Below are 16,132 nucleotides of genomic sequence, written 5' to 3'. Positions count from 1 at the left end.
GGTTGAAGAATGGGATGGACGCGAGTGTGGCGGCACGCGGCCGGCGACGGTAGTGCCGCCTTGCGCAGATTTGTTATACGCTGCACGCATGACCGAAAAATCCTCCTCCTCTCCCGCTGCTGGCGGGTCTCCGCGCATTCAGACGGTGCCGGTGGACGGCGCCGGCTATCGTTTCGAGCTGATGGAAACCTTCGTGCGCATAGTCGAGGCCGGCAGCCTGTCGGCGGCGGCCGTGCAACTGCATACGACGCAGCCGACCATCAGCCGCCGGCTGCAGGCGCTGGAAAGTTCGCTCGGCATGCGGCTGCTGCAACGCACGACCCATGCGATGCGGCTGACCGTCGACGGCGAGCGGTGCTTCAAGCGGGCGAAGGAGCTGCTGGCGAGCTGGGCGGCGTTCGAGGCCGATTTGCGCGGCGCGCAGGAGGAGCCGGACGGGCTGCTGCGGGTCGCGGTGCCGCACGCGTTCGGGCAAGAGCGTTTCGTCGTGCCGCTCGCGCAGTTCCTGCGCGACTATCCGCGCGTGTCGGTCGAGTGGCTGCTGCAGGACGAGGTGCGCGATTTCGTCGGCAGCGGCATCGATTGCGCGATCCAGGTCGGCGAGCCGACCGATCCGGGCGTGGTCGCGATCCGGCTGACCAAGGTGCCGCGCTTCGTGGTCGCCGCGCCGTCCGTGCTGAACGGCGCCGACGTGCCGGCCGACCCGGACGCGCTGGCCGCACTGCCGTGGCTCGCGTTGCGCACGTACTACCGCAACGAACTCCTGCTGACGCATGCGGCCACCGGCGACACGCGGCGCCTCGCGATCCGCCCGCGTATCACGACCGCGAACCTGTATGCACTGCGCAGCGCGGCGCTGCTGGGCGTCGGCGCGTGCGTCGGATCGTCATGGTTGCTGGCCGGCGATCTCGCGCGCGGCGATCTCGTGCACCTCGCGTCCGAGTGGCAGGCCGCGCCGCTGCCCGTCTACCTGACCTATCCGCATGCGCAGTTCTATCCGTCGCGGCTCGTGCGGTTCGTCGCGATGATGCGCGAAGCCGTGCCGGCGCTCGTCGAAGGGCGCGACGGCTGACGCGGGCGGCGCGCCGGTGGCGACTCGCGGTCAGCCGCGCCGGATGCCTTCCGGCAGCGCGCTGATGCGGCGTACCTCGGGCGAGTCGAGCCACGCGCGCGACGTCGCGCAGTCGACGAACATGTCGGTCGCGTCCTCGCCCCAGAACAGGTCGCCGTCGAGTACGAAGGTCGGGACGCCGAACACGCCGTCGGCGATCGCGCGATCCGTGTTCGCACGCAGCGCGTCCTTGACCGGCTGGGCGTCGACGGCCGTCACACCTTCCGGAAAACCGACGGCTTCGCACAGGGCGGCGAAGCCTTCCGGCGTCGATACGTCCTGGCCGTCGCGCCAGATATGCCGGAAGATCCGCCGGTTCGCGTCGGGCGAGCTGCCCATCGCGATCGCGAGGCGCAGCGGCTTGATCGGATTGAACGGGTGCGCGGGCGGCATCCGGAAGGCGATGCCGAGCTTGTCCGCGCGGTATTGCGCGTGGCGATAGGTGAACACGCGCTTGGCCGCGATCTCCGCCGGCGCTTTCTGGCCCCAGTGCGCGAGCAGCGCGCCGAGCACGATCGGCCGCGGCTCGAACGCGGCGGCGGGCGGCAACCGGTCGAACTGTTCCTGTTGCAGGTAGGCAAACGGCGAAACGAAATCGAAATACCAGGTGGCGGTGCGCGCGGCGTTCATCGCGGGTGTCTCCTCGTGCGGGTCCGGTTGACGGTTGCACGCGCGGCGCGGTGCCGGTGAACGACGCGCTGCGTGCATCGGCGGCCAGTGTCGCATGCGGTTGCCTTTCATGCTGCCGCGTCACCTGCCGGGATGCGGACGACGCCCTACGAGCGGACCGTGTCGTCCGCTGACGACGCGAGCCGCGCGAGACTGTCGCGCACGGCGGGTGCGTCGTAGCGCGCGCCCGCGCCGCCGAGCGCGACGGTCGCCTTCTGCGCGAGCGGCAGCAGCATCGCGAGCGCCGCCGTCATCGCCGGCGCGGCGGCGAGCCGCGATTTCGGGCCCGACACCGTCAACGCACCGACGCATTCGCCGGCCGCGTTGAACACGGGCACGGACGCCGATGCCGTCTCCGGGTCGCGCTCGCCGTACGACGCGGCCCACAGCTGTTCGCGCACGTCGTGCCAGCGGGCGTCCTGCGTGTCGGTGAAGGCCAGCAGCACCTTCCCCGAGGCGCCCTGGCCGACCGGAAACTCCTCGCCGACGCGGATCGAAACACGTACCGCCCGCGCGGGCTCGACGCGATAGAGCACGGAGCGCACGTCGCCCTGGCGCACGTAGAACGATGCCGTTTCCCCGAGTTCGCGGCTCAGCGTCTCGAGGAGCGGCTCGACTACCGGGCCGACACGGAACGAACGCTGGTACAGCGCGGCGAGCCGCAACGGCTCGTGCCCGATCGCGTACTGGCCGTCGTCGAGTTTGCGCATGAAGCCGCCATGCTCGAGCGCGGCGAGCAGGCGCAGGATCGTGCTCTTGTACAGCCCGGTGCGGCGCGACAACTCGGCGAGCGACAGCCGGTCGTCGGTCTGGCCGAACGCACGGAGGATCGCGAACGCACGGTCGAGCACGGCGACGCCGCTGGATGCTTCCTCGGTCGCCGGATCGGATGCGTCGCCGGCGTGAACTGCTGGATTCCTCGGCACTGCTGCTTCCTTCGAATGATGGGTCGGTCGACTATATCGTTCTATCTGGCAGAACACAAGTTCCAAAAAAACGCGATTTCACGGGTATACCCCGCTTATCGCCCGTCCGACGTGCGCTTACAGTTCTGTCAAACGGAACTATGTTCTTTCAGATAGAACGATGAGGTGTCGAATGAAGGTTTCCGAAAACACGAAGGTGCTGGTCAGCGAGGTCGGGCCGCGCGACGGGCTGCAGAGCATCGAGGCCGTCATGCCGACGGCCGCCAAACTGCGCTGGATCACCGCGCTGGCCGCGGCCGGCCTGCGCGAGATCGAGGTCGGGTCGTTCGTGCCGGCCAGGCTGCTCCCGCAGATGGCCGACGTCCGCGAAGTCGTGGCGCACGCGCTCGCGATTCCGGGGCTGCACGTCGCCGCGCTCGCGCCGAACCTGCGCGGCGCCGAGGGCGCGTTCGACGCGGGCGTGCACAAGCTGACGCTGCCGGTCTCGGTGACGGAAGCCCATTCGCTGGCGAACATTCGCAAGACGCCCGCGCAGATGATCGACGAGGTGCGCGCGATCGTCGCGTTGCGCGACGCGCGGTTTCCGTCGGTGCAGATCGAGGCGGGCGTGTCGGTGGCGTTCGGCTGCACGATCGCGGGCACGGTCTCCGACGACGAGACGATCGCGATGGCGGTGGCGATGGCCGAATGCGGGGTCGACGAAATCGGCCTGTCCGACACCAGCGGTTATGCGAATCCCGCGCAGGTGCGCCGGCTGTTCACGCGGCTTCAACGCGAAGTCGGCGACAAGGCCGGCGGCGCGCATTTCCACAACACGCGCGGGCAGGGGCTCGCGAACGTCGTCGCGGCGCTCGATGCGGGCGTGACGACGATCGACGCGAGCCAGGGCGGCCTCGGTGGCTGTCCGTATGCGCCGGGCGCGACCGGCAACATCGTCACCGAGGATCTCGTGTTCCTGCTCGAGGCGATGGGCTACGACACGGGCGTCGACGTCGACGCGTTGCTCGCCGCGCGCGCGATCCTGCATGCGGCGCTGCCGTCCGAGGCGCTGTATGGCCACGTGCCCGACGCAGGGTTGCCGAAGGGTTTCCGCTATGCGGATGGTCGCGCTGCGGTGGCTCCACAACCGGAAGGATGCGTAGCGGGAGTCGCACGATGAACGATCGACAACAGGCTGCCGCGCTGCCGTATGCGGGCGTGCGCGTGATCGAGATGACGCACATGGTGATGGGCCCGACGTGCGGGATGCTGCTCGCGGATCTCGGCGCGGAAGTGATCAAGATCGAGCCGATCGCGGGCGACAGCACGCGGGCGCTGCGCGGTTCCGGCGCGGGCTTCTTCGGGATGTTCAACCGCAACAAGAAGAGTCTCGCGGTCGACGTGAAGGACCCGCGCGGGCTGGAGATCGTGCGGCGGCTCGTCGCGACGGCGGATGTCTTCAGCGAGAACTTCAAGAGCGGCACGATGGACCGGCTCGGCCTCGGCTACGCGGCGCTGGACGCGCTGAATCCGCGTCTCGTGTACGTATCGCACAAGGGTTTCCTGCCGGGGCCGTACGAGCATCGCACCGCGCTCGACGAGGTCGTGCAGATGATGGGCGGCCTGGCCTACATGACGGGCCCGGAAGGGCGGCCGCTGCGCGCGGGCGCGAGCGTGAACGACATCATGGGCGGCATGTTCGGCGCGATCGGCGCGATGGCCGCGCTCGCGCAGCGCGAGCGCACGGGCCGCGGCCAGCAGGTGCAGAGTTCGCTGTTCGAGAACAACGTGTTCCTCGTCGCGCAGCACATGATGCAGTTCGCGGTGACGGGGCAGGCCGCGGCGCCGATGCCGAGCCGGATTTCCGCGTGGGCCGTCTACGACGTGTTCTCCGTCAAGGACGACGAACAGATTTTTCTCGCGGTCGTGTCGGACACGCAGTGGGCGCTGTTCTGCGACGCGTTCGGCCTGACCGCGCTGAAGGACGATCCGCGCCTCGCGACCAACAACCTGCGCGTACAGGCGCGCGAATGGCTGCTGCCGGAATTGCGTTCGCGGCTGGCGCCGTATTCGGCCGCGGAGATCGGCGCGATCTTCGAATCGACCGGCCTGCCTTACGCACCGATCACGAAGCCGCAGGACCTGTTCGACGATCCGCATCTGCTGGCCACGGGCGGCCTCGAAGCCGTGACGCTGCCGGCCGACGCGAGCAGCGCCGGGCGGCCGGTCGACACGCGCACCGCGCTGCTGCCGCTGACGCTCGCCGGCGAGCGCTTGCGGCTGCGCTCGGCGCCGCCCGCGCTCGGCCAGGACACGTGCGCGCTGCTCGGCGAGCTCGGCTACACGCCGGACGATGCGCGTGCGCTGATCGATGCCGGCGTCGTGGCGGGGCAGTACGGGGCGGCAGCCGCCGCGCACGGCGACGCGCCGGGCGGCGCGCCTTCGGCGAACGAAGTGGCGAGCGCGTAGCGCAGCCGCGATTCATCGAACGAACAAAGGCGTCCCGGCCGCGCACCGCGCGGGGAGGCTCGCCGCATTCACGGAGACAACCATGACATCCGCTTCCCCGGCGCTGGCCGCCGATCGCGAGACCGACGCGTCGATCGAGCAACGTGCGGTGCGCAAGGCCGCGTGGCGCTTCATCCCGCTGCTCGCGCTCGCGTATTTCTTCAACTATCTGGATCGCACGAGCGTCGGATTCGCGGCGCTCACGATGAACCGCGATCTCGGGCTGACCGCGACGCAGTTCGGCTGGGGCGCGGGGATCATGTTCGCCGGCTATTGCGTGTTCGAAGTGCCGAGCAATCTCGCGCTGTACCGTTTCGGTGCGCGCCGCTGGCTGGCCCGCATCATGATCACGTGGGGGCTGATGGCGGCCGCGACCGCGCTCGCCACCGGGCCGACGAGTTTCTATGCGATCCGGCTGCTGCTCGGCATCGGGGAAGCCGGATTCTTTCCCGGCGTGATCTTCTTTCTTGCGGTGTGGTTTCCCGCGAGCTATCGCACGCGCGTGCTGGCGTGGTTCACCGTGTCGACGCCGCTGTCGTCGCTGATCGGCGGCCCGCTGTCGACGTGGCTGCTGCAGCTCGACGGCGCGCTCGGGCTCGCCGGCTGGAAGTGGATGTTCATCGTCGAAGGGCTGCCGGCGTGCGCGCTCGGTTTCCTCGTACTGAAACTGTTGTCGGACTCGCCGGAGCATGCGACGTGGCTGTCGGACGACGAGCGTGCCGCGCTGCAACGCGCGTTCGAGCGCGATGGCGCGGCGGCCGGCCGCAAGAAGCGCTTCGGCGTCGCGCTGCGCGACGTGCGCGTGTACGTGCTCGCACTGATCTCGTTCGGCTTCACGATGGGCTCGTACGGCATCGGCATCTGGTTGCCGCAAATGCTGAAGGCGCACGGGATGTCGACGATGCAGACCGGCTGGCTGTCCGCGGTGCCGTACTTCTTCGCGACGGTCGCGTTGCTGTGGTGGGCGAAGCGGGTGGACCGACGCGGCGGCCCGGTCGCGAACCTGGCGATCGGCTTGTGCATCGGCGCGGTGGCGCTCGGCGTGTCGACCCATTTCCTGACCCTCGGGCCCGCGCTCGTCGGCATCACGCTCGCGCTGATCGGCACGATCGCCGGCCGCACGATCTTCTACACGCTGCCGTCGCGCTTCCTGTCCGGCCAGGCCGCGGCCGGCGGGCTGGCGCTGATCAATTCGATCGGCGCGCTCGGCGGCTTCGCGGGCCCCTATCTCGTCGGTTACCTGAAGGACAGTTTCGGCACCTTCACCGCCGGGATGCTCGGTCTCGCGATCGTGCTGGCGATCACGACACTGCTCACGCTGTCGCTGTACGCGTTCGACCGGAGCGAATGACATGACCTTTTCGATCAAACGGCGCCGGTTGATCGGCGCGGCCGCCGCCTCGCTCGCGCTGCCCGCGTTCGCCGACACGCCGGCCCCTGATGGAGCCTCCCGCATGACGCAAAGCAACTACCTCGCGGTCCGCCCCGACTGGCTCGCGTCGGCGCTCGAACCCGCGCTCGAGCCCGACCTGCCGATCGTCGACGCGCATCATCACTTCTACGAACGGCCGGGCTGGATCTATATGCTCGACGACTATCTGCAGGACGCGCGCTCGGGCCACAACATCCAGGCGTCCGTCTACATGCAGGCGCAGACGCGCTATCGCGATTCGGGTCCCGCGGAGCTGAAGCCGGTCGGCGAGACGGCCTATGTCGCCGGCGTGACCGAGCCGCTGCAGCACGGCCCCGTGGCGGTCGCGAAAGGCATCGTCGGCCATGCGGACCTGCGGCTCGGCGAACGCGTGCGCGACGTGCTGGAAGCGCATCTCGAAGCGGGGCGCGGGCGGTTTCGCGGCGTGCGGCACCTGAGCACGTGGGATGCCGATCCGACGCTCGCCAATCCGCTGTCGGCGGTGCCGCGCGGGCTGCTGCTCGATCCCGCGTACCGGGCCGGCGTCGCGCAGCTCGCGCCGCTCGGGCTGTCGTACGACGCGTGGCTGTTCTTCCCGCAGTTGCCCGAATTGTTCGAGCTCGCGAAGGCGAACCCGGACACGCGGATCATCGTCAACCACTGCGGCGGCGTCGTGCGGATCGGCAGCTATGCGGACAAGCGGCCGGAGGTGTTCGCGCGCTGGTCGGCGTCGATGCGCACGCTCGCGCAACTGCCGAACGTGTACGTGAAGGTCGGCGGCCTTGGGATGCGCATCAACGGATTCGATTTCGAGAAAGGCGCGAAGCCGCCGTCCTCGGCGCAGCTCGCCGACGCGTGGAAACCGTGGATGATGACCTGCATCGACGCGTTCGGCCCCGGGCGCTGCATGTTCGAGAGCAATTTCCCGGTCGACAAGGGGTCGTATTCGTTCGTGAACGGCTGGAACGCGTTCAAGCGTCTGACCGCGCAGGCCGGCGCGGACGAGCGCGACGCGCTGTTCCGCGGCACGGTCACGCACGCGTACCGGCTCGGCTGACGCGCGTACGCCGCGTCACCCGGCTTCCACCAGCGCCGCGAGCCGCGCCAGCGCCATCTGCCAGCCGGTCTCGTTGTCGGCGGCCGGCACACCGGGCGGGACGCCGTCGTGCACGGCATCCACGCGCGTGCCGCCCGCTTCGTCGGACAGCGTGATCGTGATCGTCATCGCGCCGCGCAGCAGCGGGTCGTCGGTTTCGAATACGTCGATCTCGACGATCTGCTGGTCCGGCACGAGCGTGACGAAGCGGCCGTGATAGGTGTCGGTATGCGCGGTGGTCTTGCCGGTGCCGGCCGCGGGCGCGTCGTAGCTCAGCGACACGCGCAGCGCGCCGCCTTCGCGCGCATCGTACGCATGCACGCGGCACGTCATGCCGTCGGGCACTTTCCACTGTTCGACCGCGTGGGGATCGAGCAGCGCGCGGTAGACGCGCCCGCGCGGGGCGTTCAGGTGCCGGCTGACCCGGGTCGAATGCATGTGCGTGTGCAACATGTGGCCTCCCGCGAAGCGCGCGCGACGGTGCACGCCGGCGCCCGGCGTGTCGTCACGCTTCCTTCAGGAATCCTAGGCGCGGGCGCGGCGGCATGCAATGACCGCACGCGAGACGGCGTTCAGCGCAGGGTCGCGGCGAAGGCGTCGAGCTGCGTGATGCAGGTGTTCCAGCCCTCGAAAAAGCCGAGTGCTTCGTGGCGCTCGCGCGTCGCCGCGTCGGGATGCATCACGCGCGCCTCGTAGCGGCTGCCCGCGTCGTCGTCGGCCATCGTGATGATTGCCGTGAAGCCCATCCACGGCGCCTGCGGCCGCCAGCCGCCCGTGAGCATCGACGTGAACGCGATGCGCGATTCCGGCACGATTTCGAGGAAGCAGCCGGGATTGTCGCTCGTGCCGCCGTCGGGGCCGCGCATGAACGTATGGAAGGCGCCGCCCGGCCGCAGGTCGAACGCGCGCACCTCGGTGGTCCACGGTTTCGGGCACCACCATTCCTTCAGCAGATCGGGGTCGGTCCATGCGCGCCACAGCGCCTGGCGCGGCGCGCGCAACGTACGCGTGATGACGAGGTCGTGGGCTTCAGCGGGTTCGACGTGGCTGGCTGGCATCTTGCTCCTCCTGGTGACGGCGTTCGACGAATTCGACGAGACGATCGGATCGCGCTTCCCACTGCGCGCGTTGCGCGGCGAGCCACGCCTCGGCCTCGGTCAGCCGGCTGCCGACCAGCGCGCAGGTGCGCGAGCGGCCGGTTTTGCGGGTTTCCACGAGGCCGCTGCGCTCGAGCACGGCAACGTGCTTCATGAACGACGGCAGCGCCATGTCGAACGGCGCGGCCAGCGCGGAGACCGTGCGCTCGCCCTGGCCGAGCGCGCTGACGATCGCGCAGCGCGTCGGATCGGCGAGCGCATGAAAGACGTCGCTGATGCCGGGTTGAAAGTTATCCATTTGGCTAAGTGTAGGCGATGCGGGAAACGCTGCAGCGAAAATTTTCGTCACGTACGATGATGGGGCGGTAACGCGCGCCGATCGGGCGCTGCGTCGCCGGACGTCTGCCGTCGTCGCGCGAGCCTCGACGCCCGGCCGGCGTTCGTTCCGATTCCGGCCCATGCCGAACCCGCGCATGCGGCCCACCTGATTACCGGAGATGGCATGACCGAACCTGTTACCGTCCGCCGCGTCGGCGCAAGCGAAGCGATGGCCTGCGTCGATGCGCTGGCCGACGTGCTGATCGATTGCGTCGAAGGCGGCGCGTCCGTCAGCTTCATGTTGCCGATCGCGCGGTCGACCGCGGTCGCGTTCTGGACGCGCGTGGCCGACGGCGTTGCGAACGACGAGCGCATCCTGCTCGTCGCCGAGGATGCATCGGGCCGGATCGTCGGCACCGTGCAGGTCGTGACCGCGCAGCCCGAGAACCAGCCGCATCGCGCGGACATCTCGAAGATGCTCGTGTCGCGGCACGCGCGCCGGCAGGGCATCGCCGCGCGCTTGATGGCGGCGGCCGACGCGGCCGCGCGCGACGCCGGCAAGACCGTGCTCGTGCTCGACACGGTGACGGGCGGCGACGCCGAGCGGCTGTACGAGCGGGCCGGCTGGCAGCGTGTCGGCGTCGTGCCGAACTATGCGCTGATGCCCGACGGCGCGCTCTGCGCGACGACGGTTTTCCACAAGCAGCTCGCGTAACGGCAATCGCCATGTTGAGCGGCATCGTTCCGGGCGTGTCGGGAGCCGCTTCTTGCCCGGCAGCCAACCGTCAGGAATAGCAGGACCGGAGGCCGCCCCGGTCCGATATAGTCGCGTTCTCGCAGAAGGACGCCGACAACACGCCACGCAACCGCCGCCTCGATGAAACGCTCCCATGTCGCTTTCGCCCTCACGGGCCTGCTCGTCGCGCTGCCGATTGCCGCGTATGCGCTCGTCAAGCCGCTGCGCGTCGTCGTGCCCGCGCTGGTTCCCGGCGTGTCGTGCCCGCGTGCCGACATCTGCACGGACGATGCCGCGAAGCTCGGCGCCGCGCAGCAGCTCTATCGCGACGGCGCCGCCCGCGCGGCGGCGGCCGTCGGCGGGTTCCGCGCCGCACCGCGCATCGTGTTCTGCGCGACGCGCGCGTGCGCCGATGCGTTCGGCCTCGGCACGCGCGCGGCGCTGACGCTCGGCGATTTCGGCATCGTGATCGCACCGCGCGGCTGGCAGACCTATTTTCTCGCGCACGAGCTGATCCATCACCGTCAGGCCGAGGTGCTCGGCAACCTGGCCGTCGTGACCAAGCCGCGCTGGCTGATCGAAGGGATGGCGTATTCGCTCAGCGACGATCCGCGCCATCCGCTCGCGCAACCGTTCGAGGCTTGGCGCACGCAGTTTGCCGCGTGGAATGCGGCGCGCGGTGCGCAGCCGCTGTGGGATGCCGCGCGGGCGATCGAATAGCGCGGCAGCGGCGAGCGCGCTGCGTCGAAGGGTGCGCCGTTACGCCGACGTCACCGGATCGCCGCGTCGGCCGGTCAGCGCGTCCCGCCCCGCGTCGAGGATCTCGTCGGCCAGCGCGGGATCGCTGCCGGCGATCGCGCGGGACAGCACGAGCGCACCGACCATCTGGCTGAAGACCGCCAGCGCGTCGCGACGCGTGTGCTCCGGCGTGGCGCCGTCGGTCGCCACCATCCGTTCCAGTCGATCGAGATACGCGGCGAGCCCGTGCGCGTAGCAGGCGCGCGCCGTCTCGGTCAGCCGCGGCGCATCGCCCGCGAAGCCGGACAGCGGGCAGCCGGCCTCGAGGTTGTCGCGATGCGCGGGTGACAGATACGCGGCCACCTGCGCGTCGAGGCTGCCGGCATTCGGCGAATCCGCGCGGTCGTGCATCGCCTTTTCCATCACTTCGGCGACCAGCGCGTCTTTCGACTTGAAGTGGTTGTAGAAGCCGCCCTGCGTGAAGCCGGCTTCCTTCATCAACTCCGTCAGCCCCACGGCGTCGACGCCGCGCACGCGGAACAACCGTTCGGCGGCCGCGACGATCGCGCTTCGGTTCTCGGCGGCCTGTTGTCTGGATACGCCCATCGATCTCTCCCTGATTGTTGCCGATCGCGTCGATTGAAAAACACGATGGTGATCGCCATTGACATGCCGGTGCGGCGCGAACACAATGCACCGCAAAGACAATGGTGATCGACATTGACATCGAGTGTAGCCGACTTGGCGGGCAACACAAAGCCAAGCCGGGCGCGGATGGCAATCGGTCGGCGTCTTTAACGTCGCGGGCACACAACCGGCAGCGAGCGGCTCGGTACGCGATGGCAACCTCGTTTTCCACCGGATCTCATGCGCGCGGCGAGCCGGCGTGCAGGCGATTCATCATGCGAAAGGAACGATCATGAAGATCGAAGGTGCAGTCGTTTTCGTGACGGGCGCGAACCGCGGGCTGGGGCTCGAATTCTCGAAGCAGGCGCTCGCCAGGGGCGCGCGCAAGGTCTATGCGGCGGCGCGCGACCCGGCCACCGTGACGCTGCCGGGCGTCGTGCCCGTGAAGCTCGACGTGACCGATCCGGCGGCGGTCGCGGCGGCGGCCGATGCGGCGCGCGACGTCACGCTGCTGATCAACAACGCCGGCATCGCGCGGCTCGGCAGCCTGACGGACGACGGCGCGCCCGACGCGCTGCGCGATCACTTCGAAACCAACGTGTTCGGGATGCTCGCGATGTCGCGGGCGTTTGCGGGAACCCTGGCGGCCCACGGCGGCGGCGCGATCCTCAATATCCTGTCGGTCGCGAGCTGGGTGAACCGGCCGATCCTGTCGGGCTACGGCGTATCGAAATCGGCCGCATGGGCGTTGACCAACGGGCTGCGCCACTCGCTGCGCGAGCAGCGCACACAGGTCGTCGGGCTGCACGCCGGTTTCATCGATACCGACCTGACGGCCGGCCTCGACGTGCCGAAGGCCACGCCGGCCGACGTCGTGCGCCAGGCGTACGACGCCATCGAGGCGGGAGCGGAGGAAGTGTCGACCGACGAGTTCACGCGGCAGGTGAAGGCCACGTTGTCGTCGGGCGTCTATCTGGAAGAGCCGGCGCCGCGTTGACGGCGCCGGTCATGCGCATCCGCCGCCTGCGCGGTGAGCGCGGCGGCGGCGGTCGACGCGTCAGACCGTCGTGTCGATGATGCCCGGGATCTTCACGTCCGGGTTCACGTCCGCGTCGTAGTCGACGCCGGCGATCTCGAAGCCGAACAGGCGCAGGAACTCGGTCTTGTAGCCCGCGAAGTCCGTCATCTCGTACAGGTTCTCGTTCGTGACCTTGTCCCACATCGCGACGACCTGGTTCTGCACTTGCGGATCGAGTTCCTTGTAGTCCGCGCGCAGGCGGCCTTCTTCGTCGACGTGCGGCGTCGCGCCGTACAGGCTGTCCTTCAGGAGCCCGTACACCTGCTCGATGCAGCCTTCGTGCGTGCCCTTTTCCTTCATCACCTTGAACAGCAGCGACAGGTACAGCGGCATCATCGGGATCGCCGAGCTGGCCTGCGTGACGACGGCCTTCAGCACCGACACGCGCGCATCGCCGCCGTGCGCGGCCAGCTTGTCGCGGATCGACAGCACCTTCTTGTCGAGATCCTTCTTCGCTTCGCCGATCGAGCCGTTCCAGTAGATGTCGTGCGTGATCTGCTCGCCGAGGTACGTGAACGCGGTGGTCTTCGCGCCGTCGGCCAGCACGCCGGCGTCGGCCAGCGCGTCGATCCACATCTGCCAGTCCTCGCCGCCCATCACCGCGACGGTGCCGTCGATCTCTTCCTGCGTCGCCGGTTCGAGCGAGACTTCGCGGATCACTTCCTTGTCGGTGTCGAGGCCGCGGAACGTGACGGCCTTGCCGACCGGCTTGAGCGTCGAGCTGATGGTTTCGCCCGTCTTCGGATGCGTGCGGCGCGGCGCCGCGAGGCTGTAGACGACCAGATCGACCTTGCCGAGATCCTGCTTGATGGTGTCGATCGTGACCTGCTTGACCTTGTCGGAGAACGCGTCGCCGTTGATGCTGCGCGCATACAGCCCCTTTTCCGTGGCGAATTTCTCGAACGCGGCGCTGTTGTACCAGCCGGCCGTGCCCGGCTTCGTCTCGCTGCCGGCACGCTCGAAGAACACGCCGAGCGTGTCCGCGCCCGAGCCGAATGCGGCCGAGATCCGGGCGGCGAGGCCGTAGCCGGTCGACGCGCCGATCACGAGCACCTTTTTCGGGCCATTGGCGATCGGGCCGTGCGAAGTCACGTAGTCGATCTGTTCCTTGACGTTGGCTTCGCAGCCGACGGGATGAGTCGTCACGCAGATGAAGCCACGCACGCGCGGTTTGATGATCATGGAAACCTCTGTCTATCTATCGGAAAGGCGGGGACGGCCTGAAATCGGAAAAATCCCGCGCATTGTAAAGGAAGCGGCTGATCGCGGGCGGGCGCGGCCGGAAGGTGCCGGACCGCCCGGATATTTCTCTCTTGACAGAAATAACTGAAAAAACTAAATTCCCCACCATGGAACTCACACCGATTGCCGAACGATTCATTCTCCACTGGGGCGAAATGGGCTCGCGGTGGGGCGTCAACCGCACCGTCTCGCAGATTCACGCGCTGCTCTACCTGGCCGGAAGGCCGGTGGCCGCCGACGAGATCGCCGAGACGCTCAACGTCGCGCGCTCCAACGTCAGCACGAGCCTGAAGGAGCTGCAGGCGTGGCGGCTCGCGAAGGTCGTGCACGTGCTGGGCGATCGCCGCGACCACTTCGAGACGTCGACCGACATCTGGGAACTGTTCAAGCTGATCGTCGAAGGGCGGCGGCAGCGCGAGATCGAGCCGACGCTCACGGTGCTGCGCGATTGCCTGACGAATCCGGAGATCGCGAACGAGAGCCGCGAGACCGAACAGCGCATTCGCGACACGCTGCAGTTCGTCGAGACGCTCACGACCTGGTCGGACGAGATGTTGCGGCTCAAGCCCGATACGCTGATGAAGGCGCTGGGCATCGGCGCGAAGATCAGCCAGACGGTCAGGCGCAAGCCGTCGAAGTAAGCGGTAACGGGAGAGCGGGCACGCAGCCCGCTTTTTTCGGGGTTGTTATTTCTGTCTGTACAGAAATAACTGTAAATAAAGGATGGATATGAACGCAGCCTTGCCGTCGACCTGTCAGCCCGAGCGCACCGGCGCACCGGGCATGACCGTGCTCGTCTGCGGCGCGAACGGCTTCGTCGGGCGGGCTCTGTGCGCGCAGCTCGAAGCCGGCGGGCATCGCGTGCTGCGCGGCGTGCGTCACGCCGCCGGCCCGTACGACGTCGCGATCGACTTCGCGCGGGACGTCGATCCGCAAGCGTGGCTCGCGCGGCTGAACGGCGTCGACGTGGTGATCAACGCGGTCGGCATGCTGGCCGATCGACGCGGCGCGACGCTCGACGCCGTGCATCGCGCCGCGCCGTGCGCGCTCTTTACCGCGTGTTGCCGTGCGGGCGTGCGGCGCGTGATCCAGATTTCGGCGCTCGGCGTCGAGCGCGGCGATACGCGGTACTTCGCGAGCAAGCACGCGGCCGACCGTTTCCTGCAGACGCTGCCGATCGACTTCCGCATCGTGCGCCCCGCGCTCGTCTACGGGGCGGCCGGTGCGTCCGCGCGGTTTTTCCGGATACTCGCGAGCCTGCCCGTGCACGGGTTGCCGGCGGGCGGCCATCAGCGGTTGCGCCCCGTGCATGTCGACGATCTTGCCGAAGTCGTCGCGCGGCTCGTCGCGCTGGCGGGCGATTCGCCGGCGACGGGCAGCCGCGTGATCGACGTGGTCGGCGGTGACGAAGTCGAATACCGCGAGATGCTGGCCGGCTACCGTGCCGCGCTCGGATTTCCGCCGGCGGCGTGCGTGACGCTGCCCGGCGCGCTGGTCGGCGCGGCGGCCGCACTGTTCGGCGCGTGGCCGGGGGCGATGCTGACGCGCGACACGTGGACGATGCTGCGCGCCGGCAACACCGGCGATCCGGCGGCCACCGCGGCGGTGCTGGGCCGGCCGCCGCGCGGCATCGGCAGTTTCATCGGCGCGGATGCCGCCACGCTGCGCCGCGACGCGCTCGCGATGTGGCGACGCCCGTTGCTGCTCGGCGCGCTCGCGATCGTGTGGATCTGGACGGCGATCGCCAGCGCATTCATCCATCCACTGCACGCGAGCCTCGCGCTGCTGGCGCCCGCGCACGTCACGGGGCTGCCCGCGCTGATCGCGCTCTACGCGGCCAGCACGCTGGACTTCGCGTTCGGCATCGCGACCGTCGTCGCGCCGTCGCGGCGCCTGTGGGTCGCGCAAGCGGCGCTGATCGTCGCGTATTCGGCGGTCATCGCGGTCACGATGCCCGGCCTGCTGGCCGAACCGTTCGGCCCCGTGCTGAAGAACGTGCCGATTCTCGCGATCCTGTTGATCCTGTTTTCAGAAGAAGAACACGCATGAATACCTATCTCGTCGTCAAGGCGCTTCACATCCTGTCGTCGGTGCTGCTGGTCGGTACGGGCTTCGGCACCGCGTTCTACCTGTTCTTCGCGAACCGCACGCGATCGGTGCCCGCGATCGCGGCCGTGTCGCGGCTCGTGGTGCGCGCGGACTGGTGGTTCACGACGCCGGCCGTGATCTTCCAGCCGGCGTCCGGGCTGTGGCTCGCGCACACGGCCGGCTGGCCGTGGCATGCGCCGTGGCTGCTCGCGTCGATCGTGCTGTACGCGGTCGCCGGGGCGTGCTGGCTGCCGGTCGTGTGGCTGCAGCTCGAACTCGCATCGATGGCGAAGCTCGCGCACGCGAACGGCGACGCCGCGTTGCCGGAGCGCTACTGGCGCTACGCGAAGCGCTGGGAACGGCTCGGTTATCCGGCCTTTTTCGCGATGCTGACCGTCTACTTCCTGATGGTGGTCAAGCCGATGTAAGTCCGTGGCCGTCGCGCGGTGTGGCGGCGTATGCGGGAAAGCAGGCCATCGATCGATTCATGATGCTGGCGATAACGAGA

Annotated in this window: 18 protein-coding genes; 11 read left to right on the top strand and 7 right to left on the bottom strand. The window is 68.8% G+C overall.

The window, feature by feature from the left end:
* Positions 1-88 precede the first annotated feature (88 nt).
* The gene (locus H0X90_RS15940; RefSeq protein WP_077188709.1) at positions 89-1,072 is read left to right on the top strand and encodes a LysR family transcriptional regulator; all 984 of its coding nucleotides are present in this window, start codon (positions 89-91) and stop codon (positions 1,070-1,072) included.
* A gap of 30 nt (positions 1,073-1,102) precedes the next feature.
* Here H0X90_RS15940 and H0X90_RS15935 read toward each other — a convergent pair whose 3' ends face one another.
* Together H0X90_RS15935 and H0X90_RS15930 are read right to left on the bottom strand one after the other, a co-directional pair.
* Positions 1,103-1,741 (bottom strand): 2-hydroxychromene-2-carboxylate isomerase, encoded by a 639-nt coding sequence (locus tag H0X90_RS15935; RefSeq protein ID WP_006490810.1) that lies wholly within the window; start codon positions 1,739-1,741, stop codon positions 1,103-1,105.
* 146 nt (positions 1,742-1,887) lie between these two features.
* Positions 1,888-2,706, bottom strand: coding sequence for an IclR family transcriptional regulator (locus H0X90_RS15930; RefSeq protein ID WP_006490799.1), 819 nt, complete (start codon positions 2,704-2,706; stop codon positions 1,888-1,890).
* A gap of 172 nt (positions 2,707-2,878) precedes the next feature.
* Here H0X90_RS15930 and H0X90_RS15925 point away from each other — a divergent pair, with 172 nt between their 5' ends.
* The 4 genes from H0X90_RS15925 to H0X90_RS15910 all read left to right on the top strand — a co-directional run bounded on the left by H0X90_RS15925 (position 2,879) and on the right by H0X90_RS15910 (position 7,661).
* Positions 2,879-3,865: a hydroxymethylglutaryl-CoA lyase gene (locus H0X90_RS15925; RefSeq protein WP_006496192.1), complete on the top strand. Its 987-nt coding sequence runs from the start codon at positions 2,879-2,881 to the stop codon at positions 3,863-3,865.
* Entirely contained in the window at positions 3,862-5,154 is a 1,293-nt protein-coding gene (locus H0X90_RS15920) for a CaiB/BaiF CoA-transferase family protein (protein ID WP_006496193.1), read from the top strand. The genes H0X90_RS15925 and H0X90_RS15920 overlap by 4 nt, the downstream gene beginning before the upstream one ends.
* Before the next feature lie 82 nt (positions 5,155-5,236).
* Positions 5,237-6,544: an MFS transporter gene (locus H0X90_RS15915; RefSeq protein ID WP_006496194.1), complete on the top strand. Its 1,308-nt coding sequence runs from the start codon at positions 5,237-5,239 to the stop codon at positions 6,542-6,544.
* 1 nt (position 6,545) lies between these two features.
* A complete protein-coding gene (locus H0X90_RS15910; RefSeq protein ID WP_077188708.1) occupies positions 6,546-7,661 on the top strand; it encodes an amidohydrolase in 1,116 nt (371 codons plus the stop codon).
* A gap of 15 nt (positions 7,662-7,676) precedes the next feature.
* Here H0X90_RS15910 and H0X90_RS15905 read toward each other — a convergent pair whose 3' ends face one another.
* The 3 genes from H0X90_RS15905 to H0X90_RS15895 form a co-directional block, all read right to left on the bottom strand.
* A complete protein-coding gene (locus H0X90_RS15905; protein ID WP_077188715.1) occupies positions 7,677-8,153 on the bottom strand; it encodes an SRPBCC family protein in 477 nt (158 codons plus the stop codon).
* A gap of 119 nt (positions 8,154-8,272) precedes the next feature.
* A complete protein-coding gene (locus tag H0X90_RS15900) occupies positions 8,273-8,758 on the bottom strand; it encodes an SRPBCC family protein (protein ID WP_060265505.1) in 486 nt (161 codons plus the stop codon).
* Positions 8,730-9,095, bottom strand: a complete 366-nt coding sequence (locus tag H0X90_RS15895; protein WP_058902401.1) for a helix-turn-helix transcriptional regulator — start codon at positions 9,093-9,095, stop codon at positions 8,730-8,732. The genes H0X90_RS15900 and H0X90_RS15895 overlap by 29 nt, the downstream gene beginning before the upstream one ends.
* A gap of 204 nt (positions 9,096-9,299) precedes the next feature.
* On the opposite strand from H0X90_RS15895, the gene H0X90_RS15890 reads away from it, so the two are divergent.
* On the top strand, positions 9,300-9,830 hold the full coding sequence (locus H0X90_RS15890) for a GNAT family N-acetyltransferase (protein WP_006488807.1): 531 nt from the start codon (positions 9,300-9,302) through the stop codon (positions 9,828-9,830).
* A gap of 162 nt (positions 9,831-9,992) precedes the next feature.
* The gene (locus H0X90_RS15885; protein WP_034203192.1) at positions 9,993-10,571 is read left to right on the top strand and encodes a membrane protein; all 579 of its coding nucleotides are present in this window, start codon (positions 9,993-9,995) and stop codon (positions 10,569-10,571) included.
* A 39-nt stretch (positions 10,572-10,610) separates the two neighbouring features.
* On the opposite strand, the gene H0X90_RS15880 is transcribed toward H0X90_RS15885, so the two are convergent.
* Positions 10,611-11,195: a TetR/AcrR family transcriptional regulator gene (locus tag H0X90_RS15880; protein ID WP_062885030.1), complete on the bottom strand. Its 585-nt coding sequence runs from the start codon at positions 11,193-11,195 to the stop codon at positions 10,611-10,613.
* Between the two features lie 313 nt (positions 11,196-11,508).
* On the opposite strand from H0X90_RS15880, the gene H0X90_RS15875 reads away from it, so the two are divergent.
* Entirely contained in the window at positions 11,509-12,213 is a 705-nt protein-coding gene (locus H0X90_RS15875; protein WP_060265502.1) for an SDR family oxidoreductase, read from the top strand.
* Positions 12,214-12,273: 60 nt separating this feature from the next.
* Here H0X90_RS15875 and fabV read toward each other — a convergent pair whose 3' ends face one another.
* Positions 12,274-13,476, bottom strand: a complete 1,203-nt coding sequence (gene fabV / locus H0X90_RS15870; protein ID WP_006483953.1) for an enoyl-ACP reductase FabV — start codon at positions 13,474-13,476, stop codon at positions 12,274-12,276.
* A gap of 167 nt (positions 13,477-13,643) precedes the next feature.
* On the opposite strand from fabV, the gene H0X90_RS15865 reads away from it, so the two are divergent.
* From H0X90_RS15865 to H0X90_RS15855, 3 genes are all read left to right on the top strand, one after another.
* A complete protein-coding gene (locus H0X90_RS15865) occupies positions 13,644-14,177 on the top strand; it encodes a GbsR/MarR family transcriptional regulator (RefSeq protein ID WP_006480371.1) in 534 nt (177 codons plus the stop codon).
* Between the two features lie 88 nt (positions 14,178-14,265).
* On the top strand, positions 14,266-15,585 hold the full coding sequence (locus H0X90_RS15860) for an SDR family oxidoreductase (RefSeq protein ID WP_077188707.1): 1,320 nt from the start codon (positions 14,266-14,268) through the stop codon (positions 15,583-15,585).
* Positions 15,582-16,052 carry a DUF2269 domain-containing protein gene (locus H0X90_RS15855; protein ID WP_006485758.1) on the top strand — a complete coding sequence of 157 codons (471 nt, stop codon included), beginning with the start codon at positions 15,582-15,584 and terminating at the stop codon, positions 16,050-16,052. The genes H0X90_RS15860 and H0X90_RS15855 overlap by 4 nt, the downstream gene beginning before the upstream one ends.
* Positions 16,053-16,132 lie beyond the last annotated feature (80 nt).

The sequence above is a fragment of the Burkholderia sp. 9775_39 genome (assembly GCF_015712225.1).
Classification (GTDB): Bacteria; Pseudomonadota; Gammaproteobacteria; order Burkholderiales; family Burkholderiaceae; genus Burkholderia; species Burkholderia cenocepacia.
The sequence above is the reverse complement of the archived record's forward strand: the minus strand, read 5'-3'. Positions and strand labels throughout refer to the sequence as shown.

What these genes read in the sequence shown, in the direction of transcription:
- H0X90_RS15940 (WP_077188709.1), top strand. Translation starts at nt 89, where the DNA reads ATGACCGAAAAATCCTCCTCCTCTCCCGCTGCTGGCGGGTCTCCGCGC.
- H0X90_RS15935 (WP_006490810.1), bottom strand. Translation starts at nt 1,741, where the DNA reads ATGAACGCCGCGCGCACCGCCACCTGGTATTTCGATTTCGTTTCGCCG.
- H0X90_RS15925 (WP_006496192.1), top strand. Translation starts at nt 2,879, where the DNA reads ATGAAGGTTTCCGAAAACACGAAGGTGCTGGTCAGCGAGGTCGGGCCG.
- H0X90_RS15920 (WP_006496193.1), top strand. Translation starts at nt 3,862, where the DNA reads ATGAACGATCGACAACAGGCTGCCGCGCTGCCGTATGCGGGCGTGCGC.
- H0X90_RS15915 (WP_006496194.1), top strand. Translation starts at nt 5,237, where the DNA reads ATGACATCCGCTTCCCCGGCGCTGGCCGCCGATCGCGAGACCGACGCG.
- H0X90_RS15910 (WP_077188708.1), top strand. Translation starts at nt 6,546, where the DNA reads ATGACCTTTTCGATCAAACGGCGCCGGTTGATCGGCGCGGCCGCCGCC.
- H0X90_RS15905 (WP_077188715.1), bottom strand. Translation starts at nt 8,153, where the DNA reads ATGTTGCACACGCACATGCATTCGACCCGGGTCAGCCGGCACCTGAAC.
- H0X90_RS15900 (WP_060265505.1), bottom strand. Translation starts at nt 8,758, where the DNA reads ATGCCAGCCAGCCACGTCGAACCCGCTGAAGCCCACGACCTCGTCATC.
- H0X90_RS15895 (WP_058902401.1), bottom strand. Translation starts at nt 9,095, where the DNA reads ATGGATAACTTTCAACCCGGCATCAGCGACGTCTTTCATGCGCTCGCC.
- H0X90_RS15890 (WP_006488807.1), top strand. Translation starts at nt 9,300, where the DNA reads ATGACCGAACCTGTTACCGTCCGCCGCGTCGGCGCAAGCGAAGCGATG.
- H0X90_RS15885 (WP_034203192.1), top strand. Translation starts at nt 9,993, where the DNA reads ATGAAACGCTCCCATGTCGCTTTCGCCCTCACGGGCCTGCTCGTCGCG.
- H0X90_RS15880 (WP_062885030.1), bottom strand. Translation starts at nt 11,195, where the DNA reads ATGGGCGTATCCAGACAACAGGCCGCCGAGAACCGAAGCGCGATCGTC.
- H0X90_RS15875 (WP_060265502.1), top strand. Translation starts at nt 11,509, where the DNA reads ATGAAGATCGAAGGTGCAGTCGTTTTCGTGACGGGCGCGAACCGCGGG.
- fabV (WP_006483953.1), bottom strand. Translation starts at nt 13,476, where the DNA reads ATGATCATCAAACCGCGCGTGCGTGGCTTCATCTGCGTGACGACTCAT.
- H0X90_RS15865 (WP_006480371.1), top strand. Translation starts at nt 13,644, where the DNA reads ATGGAACTCACACCGATTGCCGAACGATTCATTCTCCACTGGGGCGAA.
- H0X90_RS15860 (WP_077188707.1), top strand. Translation starts at nt 14,266, where the DNA reads ATGAACGCAGCCTTGCCGTCGACCTGTCAGCCCGAGCGCACCGGCGCA.
- H0X90_RS15855 (WP_006485758.1), top strand. Translation starts at nt 15,582, where the DNA reads ATGAATACCTATCTCGTCGTCAAGGCGCTTCACATCCTGTCGTCGGTG.